Below are 19,851 nucleotides of genomic sequence, written 5' to 3'. Positions count from 1 at the left end.
CTGCGCGTCTACCAATTTCGCCACGACCGCGAAACCTTCTCAGCTTGTATTTGGTGCTACGCACCGGACGCGTCGTCATTGCTGAGCCTGACGGCACATCCAACAGAACGGTTGGCAGGGGTAGTAGGATTCGAACCTACGAATGTCGGATTCAGAATCCGATGCCTTAACCGGACTTGGCGATACCCCAGTACATCTGGTGCGGTCGGAGAGACTCGAACTCTCATGGCTCTCACCACAGCGACCTCAACGCTGCGCGTCTACCAATTTCGCCACGACCGCGGCCCGAACTGTTCCCCACTGATGTGCATCCGAAGAAGCGAGGTCACCAGCAGAGGAGGTGTATTTTACCTCGGAATTTCGTTCGTGGGGGCCTTATTAGGGTTTTCACTACCAGACATACCATATTCATGGGATGCCGGCTGTTCGACCGTTGACAAAACACCACCCGCTGGCTGAGCGGAACGCTTGTTGAAGGCGCCGGAAGCGAGCGTCAGGGCGATCGTGGAGCAGAAGAAGACCGTGGCGGCGATGGCCGTGGAACGGGAGAGGAAGTTTGCGCTGCCCGTAGCGCCGAAGACAGAGCCGGAGGCGCCGGAACCGAAGGCGGCACCGAGGTCGGCACCCTTGCCGTGCTGCATGAGCACGAGCACGATCACGACGACGGCAGAGATGATCTGCAGAACGAGAGCGATGCTAAGAAGAAAATGCATGGCGGTTAAACCTTAGAGTGAAAAATCAATCGACGCGGGCAGCCGCGCAGACGGAATGGAAATCTTCAGCCTTGAGGGCGGCGCCGCCGATGAGGCCGCCGTCGATGTCGGGCTGGGAGAAGAGTTCATGGGCATTGTCCGGCTTGACGCTGCCGCCGTAGAGCAGCGGCGTCTTCGCGGCGGCTTCGGCGTCGGCCTCGGTGAGGCAGGCGCGCAGAGCCGCGTGAACGTGCTGGGCGGCCTGCGGAGTCGCCGTGCGTCCCGTGCCGATGGCCCAGACGGGTTCATAGGCGACGGCGCCGAGCTTGGCAACGGGCACTCGCGTGAGCACGGTTCGAAGCTGGCGCAGCACGACGGCCTCGGTGAGGCCTGCCTCGCGCTCGGCGAGCGTCTCGCCCACGCAGACGACGGGGGCGATGCCGTGAGCAACGAGGTTTTCAGCTTGGACGGCCACGGATTCGTCGTCCTCACCCCAGAGGGTGCGGCGTTCCGAATGGCCGACGAGGCAGAGGCTCATGCCGATGTCGGCGAGCATGGCGGCGGACACTTCGCCCGTGAAGGCGCCCTGATCCCTTGGCGAAACCGTCTGGGCGCCGACAGCGACCCCCGTGTCCTTGAAGAGGCGGACGAGTTCGGACAGATAGACGAAGGGCGCGCACACGGCGGTCCTGCAGTTGAGATCGCCGAGTTTGGCAAGGAATTCCTCCGCCCAGAGGCGGTTGGCCTCGGCGGAGCCGTTCATTTTCCAGTTGGCGATGACAATCTTTTCACGCACGCTGAGTTTCTCCAACAATGCCGGTGAAGGATGCGGATGGTCCGTTTTTGACGCGGACAATGCATAACCCTCGCATTTTATACGGTTTCCCTCAAGTCTTCAAAGCACTCGGGGAAAAAACGATGGGGTTTTGAAACAAGAAGCCCTGCTCTCCTCGCGGAGAGCAGGGCTCGTGTCTTCAAGCCCGGAAGGGCTCAGGGATTAGGCCTGGGCGGCTTCGTCCTTGAGAAGAGCCTTCATGGAAAGGCGCACGCGGCCCTTTTCGTCGGCTTCGATGACCTTGACGCGGACCTGCTGGCCTTCCTTGAGGTAGTCGGAGACCTGGTTGACGCGTTCGTTGGCGATCTGGCTGATGTGAAGGAGGCCGTCCTTGCCCGGCAGGAGCTGGACGATGGCGCCGAAGTCGAGCAGGCGCTGGACCGTGCCTTCGTAGATCTGGCCGACTTCGATCTTGGCCGTGATGATCTCGATGCGGCGGCGGGCTTCTTCAACGCGGGCCGTGTCCGGGCTGGCGATGGTGACCGTGCCGTCGTCTTCGATGTTGATCGTCGTGCCGGTTTCTTCGGTGAGGGCGCGGATGGTGGCGCCGCCCTTGCCGATGACTTCACGGATCTTGTCCTGATCGATCTTGAAGGAGATCATGCGCGGGGCGAAGTCGGAGAGTTCCTTGGCGCCGCCGCCGGCCATTTCATGCATCTTGCCGAGGATGTGCTGGCGGCCTTCGTGGGCCTGGGCCAGGGCGGCCTGCATGATTTCGGCCGTGATGCCTTCGATCTTGATGTCCATCTGGAGGGCGGTCACGCCTTCGGCGGTACCGGCCACCTTGAAGTCCATGTCGCCGAGATGGTCTTCGTCACCGAGAATGTCGGTGAGGACGGCGAACTTGTTGCCTTCCTTGATGAGGCCCATGGCCACGCCGGCGACGTAGTCCTTGAGCGGAACGCCGGCGTCGAGCATGGAGAGGCAGCCGCCGCAGACGGAGGCCATCGAGGAGGAGCCGTTGGATTCGGTGATTTCAGAAACGACGCGGATCGTGTACTGGAATTCCTCGGCGGTCGGGAGAACGGCCTTCAGGGCGCGCTTGGCGAGACGGCCGTGGCCGATTTCGCGGCGCTTCGGGCTGCCGACGCGGCCCGTTTCGCCCGTGGCGAACGGGGGCATGTTGTAGTGCAGCATGAAGCGGTCGTGCGTTTCTTCGCAGAGACCGTCGATGATCTGTTCGTCCTGCTTCGTGCCGAGCGTCGTAAGCACGAGGGCCTGCGTTTCGCCGCGGGTGAAGAGGGCGGAGCCATGGGTGCGCGGAAGCACGCTCTGGCGGATTTCGATCGGGCGGACCGTGCGGGTGTCGCGGCCGTCGATGCGGGGTTCGCCGTTGAGGATGTTGGAGCGAACGAGCTTGGCTTCGAGTTCGAAGAGGATGCCGTGGACTTCGTTCATGTCCGGAGCTTCGGTGCCGGCGGCTTCGGCGTCGGCGACGAGCTGGGCTTCGCAGGCGGCATAGACTTCGCGGAGCTTTTCCGTACGGGCCTGCTTGGAGCGGATGCCGTAGGCTTCCTTGAGGCCGGCGTCGCAGAGTTCGACGATGCGGGCGACGAGGGCTTCGTTCTTCGGGGCGGGCTGCCAGTCCCAGGCCGGCTTGCCGGCTTCGGCGACGAGCTCGTTGATGGCCTGGATGCAGACCTGCATGGCCTTGTGGCCGGCCATCACGGCTTCGAGCATCGTCTTTTCCGGAAGGATGTCGGCCTCGGATTCAACCATGAGGACGGCGCGTTCCGTACCGGCGACGACGAGGTCGAGGCGGGAGGTCTTGAGTTCTTCCGTGGTCGGGTTGATGACGATTTCGTCATTGATGTAGCCGACGCGGCAGGCGCCGATCGGGCCGCGGAACGGGATGCCGGAGATGGCGAGGGCGGCGGAGGCGCCGATCATGGCCGGAATGTCCGGATCAACGGCGGGGTCGGCGGAGAGGACGTGGATGATAACCTGGACTTCGTTGAAGAAGCCGTCCGGGAAGAGCGGGCGGATCGGACGGTCGATCAGGCGGGAGGTGAGCGTTTCCTTTTCGGACGGACGGCCTTCGCGCTTGAAGAAGCCGCCGGGGATCTTGCCGGCAGCGTAGGTCTTTTCGATGTAGTCGACGGTGAGCGGGAAGAAGTCTTGGCCGGGCTTCGTTTCCTTCTTGGCCACGACCGTGGCGAGCACCACCGTGTCGTCCATCTGGCAGATGCAGGCGCCGGTGGCCTGACGGGCGATCTCACCGGTGGTGAGGGTCACGTCGTGATTGCCGAAGCGGAAGGACTTGGACACTTTGTTGAACATCGTCATGATGTATTCCTCTGTGCATGGTTGTCGTCGCTGACGTTACTCATCAACTTTCCGGGCGCAAGAGCAATTCGAGTTCGAAGCTCTTTGGCACGCTGCGGCATCAGATCCCTTTTCCCTTGTGCCGGAGGGGGAGGGAGCTCATGTCGCAACGCAGTAGCCTCGCGTGGAAAGAAAGTGTGCCGTCAACGAACGACGTGGGTTTTAGATGCGACGACGGCCTGTCGTCGTTCGGCAGGCCGTTGTCAGGGAGAAATGTTCCGTCTTACTTACGGAGATTGAGGGCTTCAATCAGGGCGCGGTAAGCATTGAGGTCGGTGCGCTTGAGGTAGTCAAGCAGCTTGCGGCGGCGGGAGACCATACGGAGAAGGCCACGACGGGAGTGGTGATCCTTGGTGTGAACCTTGAAGTGGTCCGTAAGGTGGTTGATGCGGGCGGTGAGAAGAGCAACCTGCACTTCGGGAGAGCCGGTGTCGCCTTCAGCGCGCTGGAACTTGGCAACGATCTCAGACTTGTTCATTTCAACGGACATTTGTTTTCCTGAATAAAGAAAAAGGTATGGAAACTTGCGGACACGAGCGTTGAGACTCGAGCCGTGAAAGCGGAGATTGTACCTACTGCATGGGCGCCGTGCAAGTGCAAAGCGAGGAAATTTTCACACAAGGCGGCGCGGGCTCCGAAACGGCCTCCGCGGGTTGACTGTCAAGGGCCCCGGAAGCCCTGAAAAAGGTATGAAAAACGCCGCGCTCCCGTGGGGATGCGCGGCGTTCGGAAGGCTCTTGGGATGTCAGCGCTCGTCGCTCAGACGGTAGCGCTTTTCAAGCCAGCCGACGAGCTGGCTGATGGTGAGCGTCATGACAAGGTAGAGGATCGCGACGCAGGTCCAGATCTCCATCGTGCCGTAGGTTTCGGCAATGACGAGCTGGCCGGAGCGGGTCAGTTCCTCGAAGCCGATCACGGAGACGAGGGAGGAGTCCTTCAGCATGGCGATGAACTCGTTGCCGAGCGGCGGGATGATGCGCTTGACGGCCTGCGGCAGCACGATGTAGCGCATCGTCTGCGGGTAGGTCATGCCGAGCGAGAGGCCGGCGCGCATCTGGCCGAGCGAGATGGACTGGATGCCCGCACGGAAGATTTCGGCGATGTAGGCGCCCGAGTTGAGCGAGCAGGCCGCGACGGCGGCAATGTAGGGGTCGATGCGCTCACCGATGATGTTCGGCAGGGCGAAGTAGATGATGAAGATCTGGATCAGAAGCGGCGTGCCGCGGATCACGTCGACGTAGACTTTGGCGGGCCAGCGGAAGATGGGATTCTTCGAAAGCTGGGCAAGACCGAGGAAAAGGCCGATGATCAGGCCGAGACCCACGGCGAGCGCCGTGATTTCAAGCGTCAGGCCCGCGCCCTTGAGAAGCAGGGGAAGGCTGTTGACGATCAGGGATAAATCAAATTCCATGACGGGTGACCTCTAAGCAGATTGTGGTTTGCGTCCGCTTCCGGATGAAGGGCGGGGGGGATGCTCTTCGAAGGGGGAGGGCCCGGGCGCGGCGCAATGATAAAAGTGTAAGGCAAAATTTGCTGAATTTTACAGACACGGATCAAGGTTGTCTAACCGTACAGGGCAAACCTTGAGGCGTCTCAAAGAAAAAGCCGGCGCGCTCCCTTGCGGGAGAGGCCGGACTCCTGTGTCGTCAGATCACGGATTTGCGAAAAATCAGTTCTTGCCGAACCACTTGTTGTAGATCTTGTCGTATTCGCCGTTCGACTTCAGCTTGGCGAGCGCAGCGTTGACCTCGTCCTTGAGTGCGGACTGGTCCTTGCGGAAGACGAAGGCAAAGTCGTCGGCGGAGTAGGTTTCGGGCTGGTGCACGAGTTGGGCGCCGAGCTTGGGCTGTTGCGTCATGATGTAGGCCGTCACGGGACGGTCGTTGATTACGGCGTCGCTGCCGCCGATGGAGAGGTCGAGAATGGCCTCTCCCGCGGTGTTGAACGTCACGATCTTGGCGCCCTTGACCTTTTTGGCGGCGTTGTGGCTCGTCGTGCCGATCTGCACGCCGATCGTCTTGCCCTCAAGGTCCTTCATGCTCTTGACGGCGCTGGCTTTGGCCTTCGTGGTGACGAGGGAGAGGCCGGAAGTGTAGAACGTGTCGGAGTAGAGGACGCGCTTCTTGCGCTCCTCGGTGATGGAGAAGCCTGCGGCGCCCATCTCGACGGTGCCCGAGAGCATGGCGGGGATGATGGCGTCGAAGCTGAGGACCTGGAATTCGATTTTGGCGCCGAGTTCCTTGCCGACGGCCCGCACGAGGTCCATTTCGAAGCCGGAGACTTCTCCCGTCTGGGTGTTGACGAATTCAAAGGGGGGGAACGTCGGTTCCGTGGCCACCTTGATGAGGCGTTCCGCAAACGCGTTGGCGGACATGCCGCCGAGAACGGCGGCGCTCATGATGACGCCGGCGAACGTCTTGACGCCGGCACGTGCGAGCTTGAATTGCATTTGTAAGGCCCTCCTGGGCTTGTAGCGGGAGCGCGGTGCTCCCTGTTTTAATACCGTTCGCGTGAACGGCCCGAGAGTTCCTGGGCTGCAGGGGGATGCGGCTTCGGACGTTGGAAATTCTTTTCAGGCGGCCTGTTTCAGGTTGTCGGACTGCGGGTGATGTGCTGTTTTTGGTCAGTCCGGCCCGCGCGCCGCGCGGCTGGCGCGGCACGGGGACTTTGGTGAGGAGAGGTTACTTGGCGAACCACTTGTCCTCGATCTTGGCGAATTCGCCGGACTTCTTGAGCTCTTCAAGGGCGGCGTTGAGCTTCTGGAGGAGCTCGGCGTTGCCCTTCTTCACGGCGAAGCCGAAGTGTTCGGCGTCGGCGATCTCGGTGGAGAGCTGGAGGTTCTTGGCAACGCGCGGCTTCGTCTTCAGGAAGTAGGCGAGCACCGGACGGTCAAGCACGACGGCGTCGGCGTTCTTGACGTTGAGGTCCATGAAGGCCTCGCTCGTCGTGTTGAAGGCGGAGACGCGGGCGCCCTCGACGTTCTTGGCGTAGGCGGCGCCCGTCGTGCCGATCTGCACGGCGAGGGTCTTGCCCTTGAGGTCGGCGAAGGTCTTGATCTTTTCAGCATCGGCCTTGCGGACGAGATAGGAGAGGCCGGACTGGTAGTAGGGGGAGGTGAAGTCGACCTTCTTCTGACGTTCTTCGGTGATGGAGATGCCCGAGGCGATCACGTCGATCGTGCCGGCGGAGAGCGCCGGGATGAGGGCGTCAAAGCCCATGTTCATGACCTTGACGTCGTAGCCGGCCTTGTCGGCGACGGCCTTGATGAGGTCGATGTCGAAGCCGGAGAACTCCTGGGTCTTCGTGTCGAGGAATTCGAACGGCGCGAACGTGGGTTCGGTGCCGACGCGCAACGTGTCGCGGGCCATGGCGTTGCCGGCGAAGGCGGCGATGGCAAGGGCGGAGGCGGCAGCGGCGAAAACTTTCTTGAACATCATGGTAAGGCGGTCCTTTGAGATTCTGTCTGTTCGTTTTGCGGATCCGGAGCGCCTCCTGCAAGGCGCTTCGTCCGTAGGATGCAATATAGCCGAAGTGTTCGGCCCCCTGCGAGACGAATCGTCCAAGTTTGTACGCCGCTCAGACCGTATAGGTCCTATACCCCAATATTCGCGCGCCTTCGTATCAAAGCCGCCCAATTGTCGGCAAAAGGCGGGGGCGGAAGAAGCCTCAAGGGCGTCTCAAAGCTTCCATGCGTTCACCAGCCATCCGTTCTCGCGAGCGGCCTCGAGCAGCGTGGGGTCGGGGTTGACCGCCACGCAGTCGCCCGAGGCGAGCGCGAGCGGCAGGTCGTTGCGGCTGTCGGTGTAGAAGACCGTCTCGGCGGGGCGCAGCCCCCTGTGCTCGAGTGCGGCGCAAAGGCGCACGACCTTGCCCTCGCGGAAGGTGGGCGTGCCCGAGAGCTCGGGCGTGATGCGGCCGTTCCTGACGACGAGCTCGGTGCCGAGCGCGACGTCGACGCCGAAGACGCGTTCGGCGATGGGCTTCACGAAGAAGGCGTTGGAGGCGGAGATGATGAGCGTAAGCATGCCCGCGGCCTTCGCGGCGCGGATCGTCTCAAAGCCCTGCGGATAGGCGATGGGACGGATCTTCTCCTCGATGAAGTCGGAGACGAGCGCATTGCGCTCGGCCTCGTCAAGTCCCGAGTAGGCGGGAACCGCCTCGCGCAGCCAGGCGGCGATGTCGAGCGTGCCCGCGTGGTAGGAGGCCTTCATGCGTTCGTTGATCTCGCGGAAGACGGGATCGGTTACGACGCCCCTTTCATAGAGATACTCGGTCCAGCCGATCGTGGCATCGCCCGCGATGAGCGTGTGGTCGAGGTCGAACACGGCGGCAAGCGGCATGAAGCCGGTGGCGGGAACGGGGCGGAAGGCGGTCATGGCGGGGAGAGTCCTTGGAGTGCTTGCAGGGATCGTCATTCTAGTCGTTCTCATCCAAATGTGATGAAAGCCGCACCGGGCTTTTCTCGTCCAGTGCGGCTTTTTCATAAGGCGACTTGTGCGAAACGCACGGTCGTTCGGGCGTCTTGTGCGGATCAGGCCTTGACTACGCGGGCGACGTCGGCGGCGAAGGCCTCCTCGCCCTGAGCCGACAGGATGCCGTAGAGGCGCATGGCGGTCAAGTTGCAGAGCACGTAGTTGCGCAGCGCGTTGAAGGTCTTTTCATCGCGCACGCCCCACTTCTTCTCAGCGAGGTTTCGAAGGGCCTTGACGACCCACTGGCAGGCGGGCACGGAGATGACCCAGTCGTGGTCGGCGAGGTGTACGACCCAGCCCTCGATGCGGCGCGGCAGCGGCAGGGTCTTGCCGTCGGCGGCGATGAGGCCGGCCTTGACGGGGTCGACGCCCGCGATGATCGCGGCGGCGCGGAGCCAGCCGACGACCTGGGCTTCGCCGGAGGCGCTGCCCGGATGCTCGTGGGCGCAGGCCTGGGCAACGACGAATTCGGCGGGCAGGCCGCGCTTGATGGACTCGGCGATGCTGAGTACGTGGTGTTCGCCCGTGCCTGCGAGGGCCTCCTCCTTGCGGCAGGCATTGTCAGCCTCCCACTGGAAGACCCAGGGCTTGTGCAGGTCGTGCAGGATTTCACCGCCGACGGCGTGGTCGAAGTCGAGCTTGAGGCCGTCGATGTTGTCGTAGGCGGCGACGAGGGATTCGGCGGAGACGACGTTGAGGGCGACGTGGGTGCAGAGGCCGCCCGGATAGGCATGGTGGCTGCCGTAACCGGAGCCCGGCGCGCTCCAGGTGGGCTGCGGCGAGCGGGTGGTGTCGGAGAACTTCGGGAAGACGGACGTGCGGCCGGCGGCGATCAGGCCCTCCTTCTTGAGGGCGGCGAGCACGGCGCTCTGGTCGGCGGAGGCGATCGTAGGAGCCGGGTTCTCGATGATGGAGAGGACGGCCTTCCTGAGTTCGGGATCGCGCAGACGGCCGGCGGCCGCGCGGATGATTTCGTACGAGGTCTGGACGACGTCGCTCTCGCGGGCCATGTCGACCGGGGACATGGCGGCGATTTCGACAATGGTGCGGGCCTTTTTGGGTGCGGCGGCAGCGGCTGCGATCGGGCTGAAGGCGGCGAGGCCGCTCGCGACGGGGAGAACGGAGGCCGCAGCGGCGGCGCCGAAGAGCGAGCGGCGGGAGATCTGAGTCATGATTTTCCTTTCACAAAACAACATCTGCATGAACTGTGCAGAGCAGGCCCTGTTCAACGACGGTCCCGATCCGGGACTTCAGGGCTTCGGGTCTGAGCTTTTCCCGGATTCCCTTGAGCCTGCAGGACGGATTCTTTCAGGGCCGAATGACGGCGCCGTGACCGTGCGTTGACATCTTGAAGACGCTTGCGTGAATTTTCGATGACGGATTGTCTTCGGACGCCCGATGCGACGAGCGCCCGTCTCTTCGAAGGAGACGGGCGCTCTGAGAGGGCTCGGAGCGAGGCGCTCAGCGGATGGGGCGCCTCCCCGCGAGCCATGCGGGAATGAGGGCGCAGAACGAACCCGCAAGGAGCGTGGCCGCGGCGGCGAGAAGTTCGGGCGAGCCCATGGCGGGCGACATGGCAACGCCCGTTTCGGCGGCAAGCAGATGCGCGGCCGCCTCCGCGCCGATGAAGCCGAGGACGAGGCCGCCCGCGGTCCCCGCAGCGACGACCGTCATGACGATGCACCAGACGAGGCTCATGATGTAGCGCTGCGGGGCGCCGAGTACGCGGAGCTGCTCGAGGGCGGGCCTGCGGAGCTCACCGAGCAGCACGCCCATGATGAGCGTGGCGGCGAGCGCCGTGAGAAGCGTGAGGCGGGCCGTGATCGTCACGGCCTCGCTCGCGCCGCCCAAAAGCGAGTGGAGCGAGACGAGCACCTCGCCAGAGAAGACGCCCATCAGGTTGACCGACGTGCGGTCGGGGCCGGAGAGCGTGCGCTGCGACTGCTGCTGGCGCAGCCTGTAGGCATCGGCGAACGAGGCGGGCTTGACGACGACGGCGGAGACGCCGGGAAGCGTCTCAAAGTCGTGTTCGGAGAAGACGCCGAGCAGTCGGCCGTGCCCTTCTTCATGCGCATATTCATGCTCCGTTCCGTCTTCTTCTTCGTGGTCGTAACCGTGGGCGCGCTCGAGTTCGTCGTGCACCGTCATCGAGTGCGTGGCCCAGACGGCCTCGATCGGAATCATGACGGCGCGGTCCCAGGGCGTGCCGCTTTCGGGCATCCTGCCCACGACCTTGAGGCGTCCGTGGTCGTGCGCGTGTCCTGCGCCGGGCGTCCTGCCGTGCATGGGTACGATTTCGTCGCCGATGCGGTAGGGGGCCGAGGCGCCGACGACGGCCTCGAAGGGCGCCTTGAAGAGGCGTCCCTCGGCGGGCCTGACCGTGCCGCCGAAGGTGACGAGCGACGTTGTCGTGCCGACGATGGGAGAGTCTCCCGCCCTGTCGCCGAATGCGACGGGGGCTGCCCACTTGACGCCGTGCCTTTCGTCAAGGTCCTTCATGACGGAGAGTGGCACGAGGGGAAGGGGTTCGTCACGCAGGAAGACGGCGCCGAGCAGAAGGGACGAGGGGCTGGCCTTGGCTCCGATGAGAAGATCGAACCGGTCGGCGGCCTGGGCCGAGGCGTGCCTCAGCATCCTGTCGGTCATGCCGGTCGCAATCGAGATCGAGAGCGAGAGTGCGAGGACGGCGGCGATGCCTGCGAGCACGGCGGCGCTTCTGCGCAGCTCGCTCCTAAGAAGCATGAGGACGTTCATGGATCAGATCCTTGGGGTGAGTCGGCCGTCGGCGAGCGTGAGGTGGCGCTCGAAGTGGCCGAGCACGCGCTCGTCGTGGCTTACGAGCACGAGGGAGGCGCCGAGCGAGCCTGCGGCGGAGATGAGTGCGTCGACCGCATGACCTGCACGGTTGGCGTCGAGGCTTGCGGTGGGTTCGTCCGCGAGGATGATCGAGGGAGACTGCATCAGCACGCGCACGAGCGCCGTGCGCTGCATCTCGCCTCTCGAGAGGAGTTCGGAGCGCGTGTCGGGATTGACTCCGTGCAACTTGAGGAGGTCCGTCGCGTCGCGACGCTGGGTGTTGGATACGGTGCGCGAGCAGAACGTGAAGGGGAGCAGGACGTTTTCGAGGGCCGTGAGGTCGTCGAAGAGGCGGAAGTCCTGAAAGAGGAAGCCGACGTGCCGGCCGCGCCAGCGGTCGCGCCTGGGTTCGGAGAGTGCGGAGACCTCGGTGTCGCCGTAGAGCACGCGGCCCCTCGTCGGGAGAAGAATGCCCGAGACGAGCTTGAGGAAGGTGGTCTTGCCCGCGCCGCTTGCGCCGCGCACGGCGATCATTTCACCGGGTTCGAGGCAGAACTCGTCGATCTCGAGGAGCGTGCGCAGGGAGGAGCCGTCGCGAACGTCGAGTCCGACGCCTTCAAGCTTGAGCGTGTCCGTCATCAGATCACCTCGTACTTTGCGTCGGCGAGCCGCACGAGGCTCACGAATCCCGTTTCGGGATCGGTCTCGCTGCCCGTTTCGAGCCGTCCCGTCACCTCGATGAGGCGGTTGTTCTGCACGAAGGCCTGCTCGCTCGCGAGCCTCACGAGGATGATGCTGTCGGGCCAGTCCTGATCGGAGTTGCAGAAGGGGCACAGGCTCACGGGCTCCTTCGTGAGGATGAGGAAGGCGGCTTCGGCCTTGAGCGGCGGAGCCATGAAGCCGCGGATGCGGATCCGCTTGCCCGAGAGCGACTTGAGCTTTTCGGAGAACTGAAGGCCGAGGACGGAGTTGCCCGCGTACATCTCCTCAAACCTGAGTTCTGGGACGGCGGCGAATGCAGGGACGGCCACAAGGAGCGGGGTCCCAAGAAGGCATTTGACGAATTGGCGGCGCTGCATGATGGGTGGCGTCTCGTTTCTGAAAATTGAAAAGGCCGGAGGCGGACTCCCGTGGGAGCCGCGCCTCCGGCGCGGGGCCCTGCGAGGGGCCTTGTGACCGTTACTTGCCGAGGGCAAGCGCTTCGGCCATCACGCGGAAGACTTCCGTGGAGTTCATGAAGCCGCGGATCTGTTCGGCGTTCGGACCCTGGGCGGTCACGACCAGATCGTCGACCGTGTGCACGCCCTGGCTTTCGTTTCGCGGGAGGTTGCCCTCGACGAAGTGGCCGCCCTCGACGTCCTTGTACCTGGCGTCGGCGACGTATTCGCCCTTTTCGTTCTTGACGGCCGGGTTGAAGGTGGCGTCAGGATAGGAGCGGTACGTTTCGTAGTAGTCGGGGTGGGCACCGAAGAAGACGGCAAGACGCTTGGAGGGCTGGAAGTTGTCGGGGAAGCCGTCCTTGTCCTTGTCCTCGTAGTTCGGGTAGCCGGCGTCGGCATAGACGCCCACCTTTTCGCGCATGTCCTTGCCCGGCTTGTTGTCGTCCACCGTGCCGGCGACGGAGATCGAGTGCGTGTGGTCGCCCGTCACGATGAGCAGCGTGTCGGGGTTCTTGGCGCAGTAGGCCTTGGCGCGCTCGACCACCTTGTCGAAGGCGATCGTGTCGCCCACGGAGCGGGTCCAGTCGAGCGGGTGGGAGTACTTGTCCACGAGGCCCGCCTCGAGCATCAGGAAGAAGCCGTCCTTGTTCTTCTCGAGCACTTTGACGGCGGCGTCGAAGGATTCGGTCAGATCAGGCTGGTTCGGGAACTTCTTGACGGTGTTGCCCTTCCACTGGTGGCGGTCGACCCAGCCGTCCATGTTGCCGGTGTGAAAGAGGCCGAGCAGGCGGTCGGGCGTCTGGCCGGAGACGGCGCTGAGCATTTCCGTGCGGTCCGTGACGAGCTTGTAGCCGGCGTCGCCGAACTTCTGGATGTAGTTGATGCTGTCCTTGCGCTTGGAGCCGGCGGTTTCCTTCGGGAGGAAGTAGGCGGAGCCGCCGCCGAGGATGACCTCGGGCTTGACGTTGTAGAACATCCCGACGATGTCGGCCTTGTCGGCGCGGCGGCGGGTGTGGGAGACGACGGAGGCGGGCGTGGCGTCCTCGATCTCGGCGTCGCTCACGACGCCGATGGCCTTGTTGGTCTTGCGGCGCAGAAGCTCGGCGATCGTCTCCTGCTTCGGATCGTCCTGGCTGGCCTGGGTGCGGTCGGCGTAGACGCCGAGGGCGTTGACGCTCGACTTGTGGCCCGTCATGTAGGCGGAAGCGGTGTTGGCGCTGTCGGCGGCGATCGTGTCGACGGAGCTCGTGCCGAGAAGAGCCATGTGCGGCATGTCGTCCATGGCGAGCGGAGCGTTGTACATGCCGTTCGTCACGCCCTTGGAGAGGATGCGGGCGGCGGTGCGGTGACCGACGGAGAGGCCGTCGGCAAGAAGAATGATGACGTTCTTGGCAACCGGCTTTTCTGGCGTCGTGTAGATGTCCCAGTTGGCGCGCATTTCGCCTTCGGGGCTCTTGACGATGACTTCGTAGCGGCCGGGCTTCTTGATCTCGACGTCGCGGACGACGAGGGCGGAACCGTGGACGTTGTCCTCCTTCTCCATCCAGACTTCCTTGCCGGAGAGCGTCTTGGAGTAGTCGGCACCGTTGATCTGAACGGTGATGTCCTTGCGGGCGACGCTCTTGTCAAGCTCGATCTTGAAGTCGAAGCGGGCGTTCGTCATGAAGCGGGCCTGATCGACGGGATAGATCTGGGCGGCGCCGGCCTGGCCAGCGGCAATGAGGGAGAGAAGCGCTGCGGAGACGGCAGCGGTCGCGGTCTTGATTTTCACAATGAATTCCTTCAACAAACAATGGTCCGAAGGCGCCGGGCCTTCGGATGGAGCAAAGTCTAGGAATTCGATTTGACGATCCCGTGTCGGCTTCGTGAATTGATGATGACCGCGAGGAGGAAATGATGACGGAACCGTGTCGGACGGGACTCAGTCGGCGAGAAGGCTCCAGATGCCCGCAAGGCAGAGGCCGATGAAGGCGAGGAGCGCGATGCACTTGAGAAGCGCGACGGCGGACTCAAGACCGCCTGGCGCACGGGCGGGCGCCTCGGGCGCGGCGGCGCTTTCCGTCACGGGATCCGTCTGCTCGGGCGCTTCGATCTCCGCGTTCGCCTTTCCTGCGCTGCGGCGTCGGCCTGCAGGCTTGTCGAGGCGGGTGCGGCTGTAGATGCCCGTGCCCGGCTGCCCAGCGTTGAGGTAGGTGCCGCGCTTGCCGACCGAGACGCTCGCGCCCTTGCGGCCGACCGTGGCGCTGACGCCCGACTTGGAGAGGTTGAGCGTGACGCCGGGAAGAATCTTGATGCGCTTTCTGAAAAAGAGTGCCATGGCTGTTCGGGAAGCTTGTTTGCCGGGAGGATTCAGGCTCGGACGGCGCAGGCGTGCGCGGCCGGAGCCCAATAGCAAAAAAGGCAGAAAGCCGAAGCTTTCTGCCTTTCGAATTCTGGCGGAAGGGGAGGGATTCGAACCCTCGATACGGAATTTCCGTATGCCGCCTTTCCAGGGCGGTACATTCAACCACTCTGCCACCCTTCCAAGATGGAGCGAGCTGACGGTTTCGTCAGAGAGCGCAATTGTACAGTATATTTTTAAAGTCGTGTGAACTTTTTTCGGCTCCTGCCTCAAGGGCGTGCGGGAGGACGGTGATGGGAATCAAGATCTGCAACCTGTGCTGCGGTCACGGACATGTGTTCGAGGGATGGTTTCGCTCCGATGAGGAGCTGGAGGCGGACCTGAAGGAAGGCCGCATCGAGTGTCCCGTGTGCGGAGATCCGTGCGTTGCCAAGCGCCCGAGCGCTCCCAACTTTGTCAGAGTGCAGGGGACGACGAGGACGGACGTTGCGGCCGACGTCGCCGCCCGCGGCTGGGAGAGGGCCCGCGAAATGCAGGCGGACGCCATGAAGGTGCTGCGTGAGGCCGCCGCGATGGCCGAGGACGTCGGCGAGCGCTTTCCCGAAACTGTGAGAGACATTCATGACGGGCGCGCCGAGAGGCGCCTGGTGAAGGGCACCTGTTCGGGCGAGGAGGCTCAGGCGTTGCATGAGGAGGGCATTCCCGTGATGCCTCTCCCTGATGCGGTCTCTAGGCGGCTCAACTGAGCTCCTTTTCTGCAGCGCAGCGCGGCGTTGTACAATGCCGATACCCTTTCAAAACACTCTTTGACTTCGGAGACAGACATGCCCCAGCAAGCCCGTGACGCTGAATTCGCGCCTCACGCCGCCATCGACCTTCGCGACCAGAACAGCATGTTCCTTGCGCTCGAGGAGCTCGGAATCGCCTGCATGCAGGACGCCTGGATCCGCAGCAACGACCCCGGCCACAAGGATGCGGCCGCCGTCCACGAGCAGGCCGAGGAATTCCTCGCCGACATCCTGATGCTTCTTTCGACGGGCGGTGACGAGTCCCGCATCGTGCAGAACGGCTGGGCGGGCGCCGAGCTTGCGAAGCACCTGCGCGCCTCGCTTCGTCAGGAACTTGCCGCCGAGACGGCCGCTCAGGGTCTTGAGGGCGGCACGGACGCCATGTCCGATGAGGTCGTGATCCGTCTTGCGCTCTCCTGCTATCTCAAGGACCTCGAGCTTCTGACGGTGCGCGATGCGCATGAGAAGATGCTCGGCCGCAAGATCGAGCCCAAGGAGTACATCGACTTCATGATCGGTTGGAGCGGTGTTTTCAGTGGTGCAAAGCCCTCTCTTGAGCTCCCGATGGCATTCATGATCTTCAAGGGTGCGCAAAAACACTGAGGAAAAAATCACGCGCACCATTTGCGCGCAAAACCTTGAAAACGATAGACTGACAGGCAGATCGGCGAGTTTGAGAGCGCCGGGCCCGTCAATATGGCCTGGGATCCGCACCTACCGGATCCTTCAGGCCATTTTTTCGTGTTCCGGAAAGACGCTTGAAGCCGACGAAATCCCCCCAAAGCCAACCCGGAGAAAAACATGGAAACAGGAACGGGAGTCAACGCACTGACAATCGTCTTTGCCGCGCTCTGTATCTTTGCCATTGCTTACCGCTTCTACGGTCTCTTCATCGCGACCAAGGTCCTCAGCCTCAATGAAGCCCGCAAGACGCCTGCCGTCAAGTACAGCGACGGGCAGGACTATGTCCCGACCAACAAGTACGTGCTCTTTGGCCACCATTTCGCAGCCATTGCGGCAGCCGGCCCGCTTCTCGGCCCAGTTCTCGCAGCGCAGTTCGGCTACATGCCGGGCCTGCTCTGGATTCTGATCGGCTGCGTGCTCGCAGGCGGCGTGCACGACATGGTCGTGCTCTTCTGCTCCGTGCGCCACCGCGGCCGCTCGCTCGCCTACATCGCGACGCAGGAGATCGACAGGACGACGGGCTTCGTCGCCTCGTGGGCCGTCCTCGCGATTCTGATCCTGACGCTCGCGGGCCTCTCGATCGCCGTGGTCAACGCCATGCACAACTCGCTCTGGTCGACCTACACGGTCGCCGCGACGATTCCCATCGCCATTCTGATGGGCCTCTACATGCAGATCTGGCGCAAGGGCGACGTGGTCGGCGCGACGGTCATCGGCGTCGTGCTCCTCTTCCTCTGCATCCTTTCCGGTCCGTGGGTCGCCGCCCATCCCGAATACTTCGGCTGGCTCGACATCGACCGCAAGGCGATGAGCATCCTCATCCCGATCTACGGCTTCTTCGCCTCCGTTCTTCCCGTGTGGCTCCTGCTGCTGCCGCGCGACTACCTCTCCACCTTCCTCAAGATCGGCACGATCGGCGCCCTCGCCATCGGCATCGCCTTCGTGATGCCGAACTTCCAGATGCCGGCCTTCACGGACTTCATCCACGGCGGCGGCCCGATCGTGGGCGGTCCCGTCATTCCGTTCATCTTCATCACGATCGCCTGCGGCGCGCTCTCGGGCTTCCACGCCACGATCGGCACGGGTACGACCCCGAAGATGGTCGGCAACGAACGCGACGTGCTCTTCGTGGGCTACGGCGCCATGCTGATGGAAGGCTTCGTGGCCATCATGGCCCTTGTCGCCGCCTGCGTGCTGGTGCCCGCCGACTACTTCGCCATCAATGCGCCCGCCGAGAAGTTCCAGGCGCTCGGCATGGCCGTGCAGGAGCTTCCGCGCCTTGAAGCCGAGGTTCAGGAAAGTCTGATGGCCCGTCCGGGCGGCAGCGTCTCGCTCGCCGTCGGCATGGCCCACATCTTCTCCAAGATCCCGTTCATGGAACACCTGATGGCCTACTGGTACCACTTCGCCATCATGTTCGAAGCCGTCTTCATTCTGACGGCCGTGGACGCCGGCACCCGCGTCGGCCGCTTCTTCCTTCAGGAAATGATCGGCAAGGTCATCCCGAAGTTTGCGGACAAGGAATGGGTTCCGGGTGTGATCATCACCTCGGTGCTCTTCACGGGCTCCTGGGGATATCTCGTTTACTCGGGCGACATCGGCTCCATCTGGCCGCTCTTCGGTATCTGCAACCAGCTGCTCGCCAGCGTGACGCTTCTGATCGGCACCACCGTGATCCTGCGCATGAACAAGGCGAAGTACGCCTGGATCACGGGCGTGCCCGGCCTCTTCATGACCGTCATCACGTTTTGGGCGGGCATCTGGCTCATCGTCAACCAGTACCTGCCAGGCGGCAAGATCCTGCTTGCCACGCTCTCCGTGATCGTCATGCTCCTCATGCTCTTCGTGATCTACGGCACGTTGCGCCGCTGGTTCGCGCTCCTTGCGATCCACACGACGACGAAGGACGAGTACGGCGAAGACGTGAAGGTCGTGGTTCAGGAATAATCCTCCAGACTTCCGCTTCGTGAAGCATGCAGGCCCGCCGGTCGAAGGACTGGCGGGCCTGCTTTTGGAGAGTCCGATTTTCGGTAAACTGTGGTCACCTATCATTCGGGTCCCGCCATTCCGGAGGGACCTTCCAGCATTCGGGAGACAGCACCGTGCCGAGCAATCAGTACGAGACCCTGATGCGCCACGTATACGAACACGGCACGCACAAGTCCGACCGCACAGGCACCGGCACGCGATCCGTCTTCGGCTACCAGATGCGCTTCAATCTGGCGGAAGGCTTTCCGCTTGTCACGACGAAGAAGCTTCACCTTCGCTCGATCATTCACGAACTGCTCTGGTTCCTTCAGGGCAGCTCCAACATCAAGTACTTGCACGACAACGGCGTGACGATCTGGGACGAGTGGGCCGACGAGAACGGCGACCTCGGCCCCGTCTACGGCGTCCAGTGGCGCAGCTGGCCCGCACCCGACGGCAGCCACGTCGACCAGATCGAGAACCTGATGCAGCAGCTCAGGACCAATCCCGACAGCCGCCGCATGATCGTGTGCGCCTGGAATCCGGGCCTCGTGGACCAGATGGCGCTTCCGCCCTGCCACTGCCTTTTCCAGTTCTACGTGGCCGACGGCAGGCTCTCCTGCCAGCTCTACCAGCGCTCCTGCGACATCTTCCTCGGCGTGCCCTTCAACATCGCGAGCTACGCGCTGCTCACGCACATGGTGGCGCAGCAGGCGGGCCTCGAGGTCGGAGACTTCGTCTGGACGGGCGGCGACTGCCACCTCTATGACAATCACATGGAGCAGACCGAGCTTCAGCTCTCCCGCGAGCCGCGTCCCTATCCGCAGCTCGTGATCAGGCGCAAGCCCGACTCCATCTTCGACTACAGGTTCGAGGACTTCGAAATCACCGGCTACGATCCGTGGCCCCACATCAAGGCGCCCGTCGCCGTCTGAGGAGAGACTCATGAAGATCGCACTCATCGTCGCAGCCGCACGCAACGGCGTCATCGGCGGCGGCAACAAGATGCTCTGGCGCGTGCCCGAGGACTTCGCCCACTTCAAGCGCACCACGATGGGCCACCCCATCGTCATGGGCCGCAAGACCTGGGAGTCCATCGGTCGTCCGCTTCCCGGCCGCCGCAACGTGGTCGTCACGCGCAATGCGGACTACCGCGCCGAAGGCGCCGAAGTGGTTCCTTCCCTCGAGGAGGCCTTCAGGACGCTCGCTGACACGGACACCGTCTTCGTGATCGGCGGCGGCGAGATTTACCGTCAGGCTCTTCCGTCGGCCGACGTCGTGTGGCTGACGAAGATCGACGCCGACTTCGAGGGCGACACGACCTTCCCCGAGCTCCCCGAGTCCGAATGGACCACCGAGGTGCTCGAAATGCTCGAGCCGACCGAGTCCCGCTCCTTCGAGGTGACCTTCTGCCGCTGCGAACGCCGCGCCTGACGACCTCCTGAGGACGGACGCAGGAAAAGACAGGGCCCGCATGGAACGCAGCTTCCACGCGGGCCTTTTCATGCGAATGAAGACCTCATGCACGGGGTTGTGGGTAAGTTATCCACAGAAAATGTGCATAAAGGTTGAAAAAGCGGGGTCTTCTACGGGAATGACCCTGCAAAATATGATTGATGCAGTTTGCATAAATTTTGTGCAAACGTGGGTTGTCCACAGGAGTTTCGTGCTGAAAAATTAGAAGGCCTGAAATCGCCTGAAAAAGTGTAACGAAAAAGCCGCTGTTTTCAGACGAAAACAGCGGCTTTGGAATGGCTGGTGCGGTAGGCAGGATTCGAACCCACGACCCT

Annotated in this window: 21 protein-coding genes and 2 tRNA genes; 6 read left to right on the top strand and 17 right to left on the bottom strand. The window is 63.0% G+C overall.

The annotated features are described in order from the left end of the window. Window positions 1-197: 197 nt before the first annotated feature. The 10 genes from HMPREF3036_RS07100 to HMPREF3036_RS07055 form a co-directional block, all read right to left on the bottom strand. A tRNA-Leu gene (locus HMPREF3036_RS07100) sits at window positions 198-282 on the bottom strand. A gap of 65 nt (window positions 283-347) precedes the next feature. Beyond that, on the bottom strand, window positions 348-713 hold the full coding sequence (gene secG / locus HMPREF3036_RS07095; RefSeq protein ID WP_062332942.1) for a preprotein translocase subunit SecG: 366 nt from the start codon (window positions 711-713) through the stop codon (window positions 348-350). A gap of 25 nt (window positions 714-738) precedes the next feature. Beyond that, window positions 739-1,488 (bottom strand): triose-phosphate isomerase, encoded by a 750-nt coding sequence (gene tpiA, locus HMPREF3036_RS07090; RefSeq protein WP_062332976.1) that lies wholly within the window; start codon window positions 1,486-1,488, stop codon window positions 739-741. Between the two features lie 201 nt (window positions 1,489-1,689). Further along, on the bottom strand, window positions 1,690-3,813 hold the full coding sequence (gene pnp / locus HMPREF3036_RS07085) for a polyribonucleotide nucleotidyltransferase (protein ID WP_062332939.1): 2,124 nt from the start codon (window positions 3,811-3,813) through the stop codon (window positions 1,690-1,692). Between the two features lie 262 nt (window positions 3,814-4,075). Further along, a complete protein-coding gene (rpsO, locus tag HMPREF3036_RS07080; protein ID WP_005433361.1) occupies window positions 4,076-4,342 on the bottom strand; it encodes a 30S ribosomal protein S15 in 267 nt (88 codons plus the stop codon). 255 nt (window positions 4,343-4,597) lie between these two features. After that, entirely contained in the window at window positions 4,598-5,263 is a 666-nt protein-coding gene (locus HMPREF3036_RS07075; RefSeq protein WP_005433359.1) for an amino acid ABC transporter permease, read from the bottom strand. A 258-nt stretch (window positions 5,264-5,521) separates the two neighbouring features. Then, window positions 5,522-6,301 carry a basic amino acid ABC transporter substrate-binding protein gene (locus HMPREF3036_RS07070; protein WP_062332935.1) on the bottom strand — a complete coding sequence of 260 codons (780 nt, stop codon included), beginning with the start codon at window positions 6,299-6,301 and terminating at the stop codon, window positions 5,522-5,524. Window positions 6,302-6,533: 232 nt separating this feature from the next. After that, a complete protein-coding gene (locus HMPREF3036_RS07065) occupies window positions 6,534-7,289 on the bottom strand; it encodes a basic amino acid ABC transporter substrate-binding protein (protein ID WP_005433355.1) in 756 nt (251 codons plus the stop codon). Between the two features lie 240 nt (window positions 7,290-7,529). Further along, window positions 7,530-8,228 (bottom strand): HAD family hydrolase, encoded by a 699-nt coding sequence (locus tag HMPREF3036_RS07060; protein ID WP_005433354.1) that lies wholly within the window; start codon window positions 8,226-8,228, stop codon window positions 7,530-7,532. 155 nt (window positions 8,229-8,383) lie between these two features. After that, entirely contained in the window at window positions 8,384-9,496 is a 1,113-nt protein-coding gene (locus HMPREF3036_RS07055) for a hypothetical protein (protein ID WP_062332931.1), read from the bottom strand. On the opposite strand from HMPREF3036_RS07055, the gene HMPREF3036_RS11885 reads away from it, so the two are divergent. Then, window positions 9,495-9,668, top strand: coding sequence for a hypothetical protein (locus tag HMPREF3036_RS11885; protein ID WP_156469768.1), 174 nt, complete (start codon window positions 9,495-9,497; stop codon window positions 9,666-9,668). The genes HMPREF3036_RS07055 and HMPREF3036_RS11885 overlap by 2 nt on opposite strands. 117 nt (window positions 9,669-9,785) lie before the next feature. Here HMPREF3036_RS11885 and HMPREF3036_RS07050 read toward each other — a convergent pair whose 3' ends face one another. The 6 genes from HMPREF3036_RS07050 to HMPREF3036_RS07025 form a co-directional block, all read right to left on the bottom strand. Beyond that, on the bottom strand, window positions 9,786-11,078 hold the full coding sequence (locus HMPREF3036_RS07050) for an FtsX-like permease family protein (RefSeq protein ID WP_062332928.1): 1,293 nt from the start codon (window positions 11,076-11,078) through the stop codon (window positions 9,786-9,788). Window positions 11,079-11,081: 3 nt separating this feature from the next. Next, a complete protein-coding gene (locus HMPREF3036_RS07045; RefSeq protein WP_062332926.1) occupies window positions 11,082-11,759 on the bottom strand; it encodes an ABC transporter ATP-binding protein in 678 nt (225 codons plus the stop codon). Further along, complete coding sequence (locus HMPREF3036_RS07040; protein WP_005433346.1) at window positions 11,759-12,199, bottom strand: hypothetical protein; 441 nt, start codon at window positions 12,197-12,199, stop codon at window positions 11,759-11,761. The genes HMPREF3036_RS07045 and HMPREF3036_RS07040 overlap by 1 nt, the downstream gene beginning before the upstream one ends. A 100-nt stretch (window positions 12,200-12,299) precedes the next feature. Beyond that, the gene (locus HMPREF3036_RS07035) at window positions 12,300-14,051 is read right to left on the bottom strand and encodes an alkaline phosphatase (RefSeq protein WP_231853597.1); all 1,752 of its coding nucleotides are present in this window, start codon (window positions 14,049-14,051) and stop codon (window positions 12,300-12,302) included. Between the two features lie 150 nt (window positions 14,052-14,201). Continuing rightward, a complete protein-coding gene (locus HMPREF3036_RS11560; RefSeq protein ID WP_082897396.1) occupies window positions 14,202-14,597 on the bottom strand; it encodes a DUF4236 domain-containing protein in 396 nt (131 codons plus the stop codon). 116 nt (window positions 14,598-14,713) lie between these two features. Further along, window positions 14,714-14,804, bottom strand: a tRNA-Ser gene (locus tag HMPREF3036_RS07025). A 110-nt stretch (window positions 14,805-14,914) separates the two neighbouring features. On the opposite strand from HMPREF3036_RS07025, the gene HMPREF3036_RS07020 reads away from it, so the two are divergent. The 5 genes from HMPREF3036_RS07020 (at window position 14,915) to HMPREF3036_RS07000 (ending at window position 19,495) form a co-directional block, all read left to right on the top strand. Continuing rightward, complete coding sequence (locus HMPREF3036_RS07020) at window positions 14,915-15,367, top strand: DUF1178 family protein (protein ID WP_005433225.1); 453 nt, start codon at window positions 14,915-14,917, stop codon at window positions 15,365-15,367. 78 nt (window positions 15,368-15,445) lie between these two features. Next, window positions 15,446-16,012, top strand: a complete 567-nt coding sequence (locus HMPREF3036_RS07015; protein WP_062332919.1) for a hypothetical protein — start codon at window positions 15,446-15,448, stop codon at window positions 16,010-16,012. A 198-nt stretch (window positions 16,013-16,210) separates the two neighbouring features. Then, window positions 16,211-18,040: a carbon starvation CstA family protein gene (locus HMPREF3036_RS07010; RefSeq protein WP_005433221.1), complete on the top strand. Its 1,830-nt coding sequence runs from the start codon at window positions 16,211-16,213 to the stop codon at window positions 18,038-18,040. Between the two features lie 155 nt (window positions 18,041-18,195). Beyond that, on the top strand, window positions 18,196-18,996 hold the full coding sequence (locus tag HMPREF3036_RS07005) for a thymidylate synthase (protein WP_005433219.1): 801 nt from the start codon (window positions 18,196-18,198) through the stop codon (window positions 18,994-18,996). A gap of 10 nt (window positions 18,997-19,006) precedes the next feature. After that, on the top strand, window positions 19,007-19,495 hold the full coding sequence (locus HMPREF3036_RS07000) for a dihydrofolate reductase (protein WP_062332916.1): 489 nt from the start codon (window positions 19,007-19,009) through the stop codon (window positions 19,493-19,495). An 85-nt stretch (window positions 19,496-19,580) separates the two neighbouring features. Here the strand turns inward: HMPREF3036_RS07000 and HMPREF3036_RS12305 are convergent. Next, window positions 19,581-19,851 (bottom strand): hypothetical protein (locus tag HMPREF3036_RS12305; RefSeq protein ID WP_231853596.1); only part of this gene is annotated, 271 nt, incomplete at its 5' end.

This window comes from Sutterella sp. KLE1602 (genome assembly GCF_001578585.1).
In the GTDB taxonomy this organism is placed as follows: Bacteria; Pseudomonadota; Gammaproteobacteria; order Burkholderiales; family Burkholderiaceae_F; genus Sutterella; species Sutterella wadsworthensis_A.
This window is presented reverse-complemented; position numbering and strand designations above follow the sequence as displayed.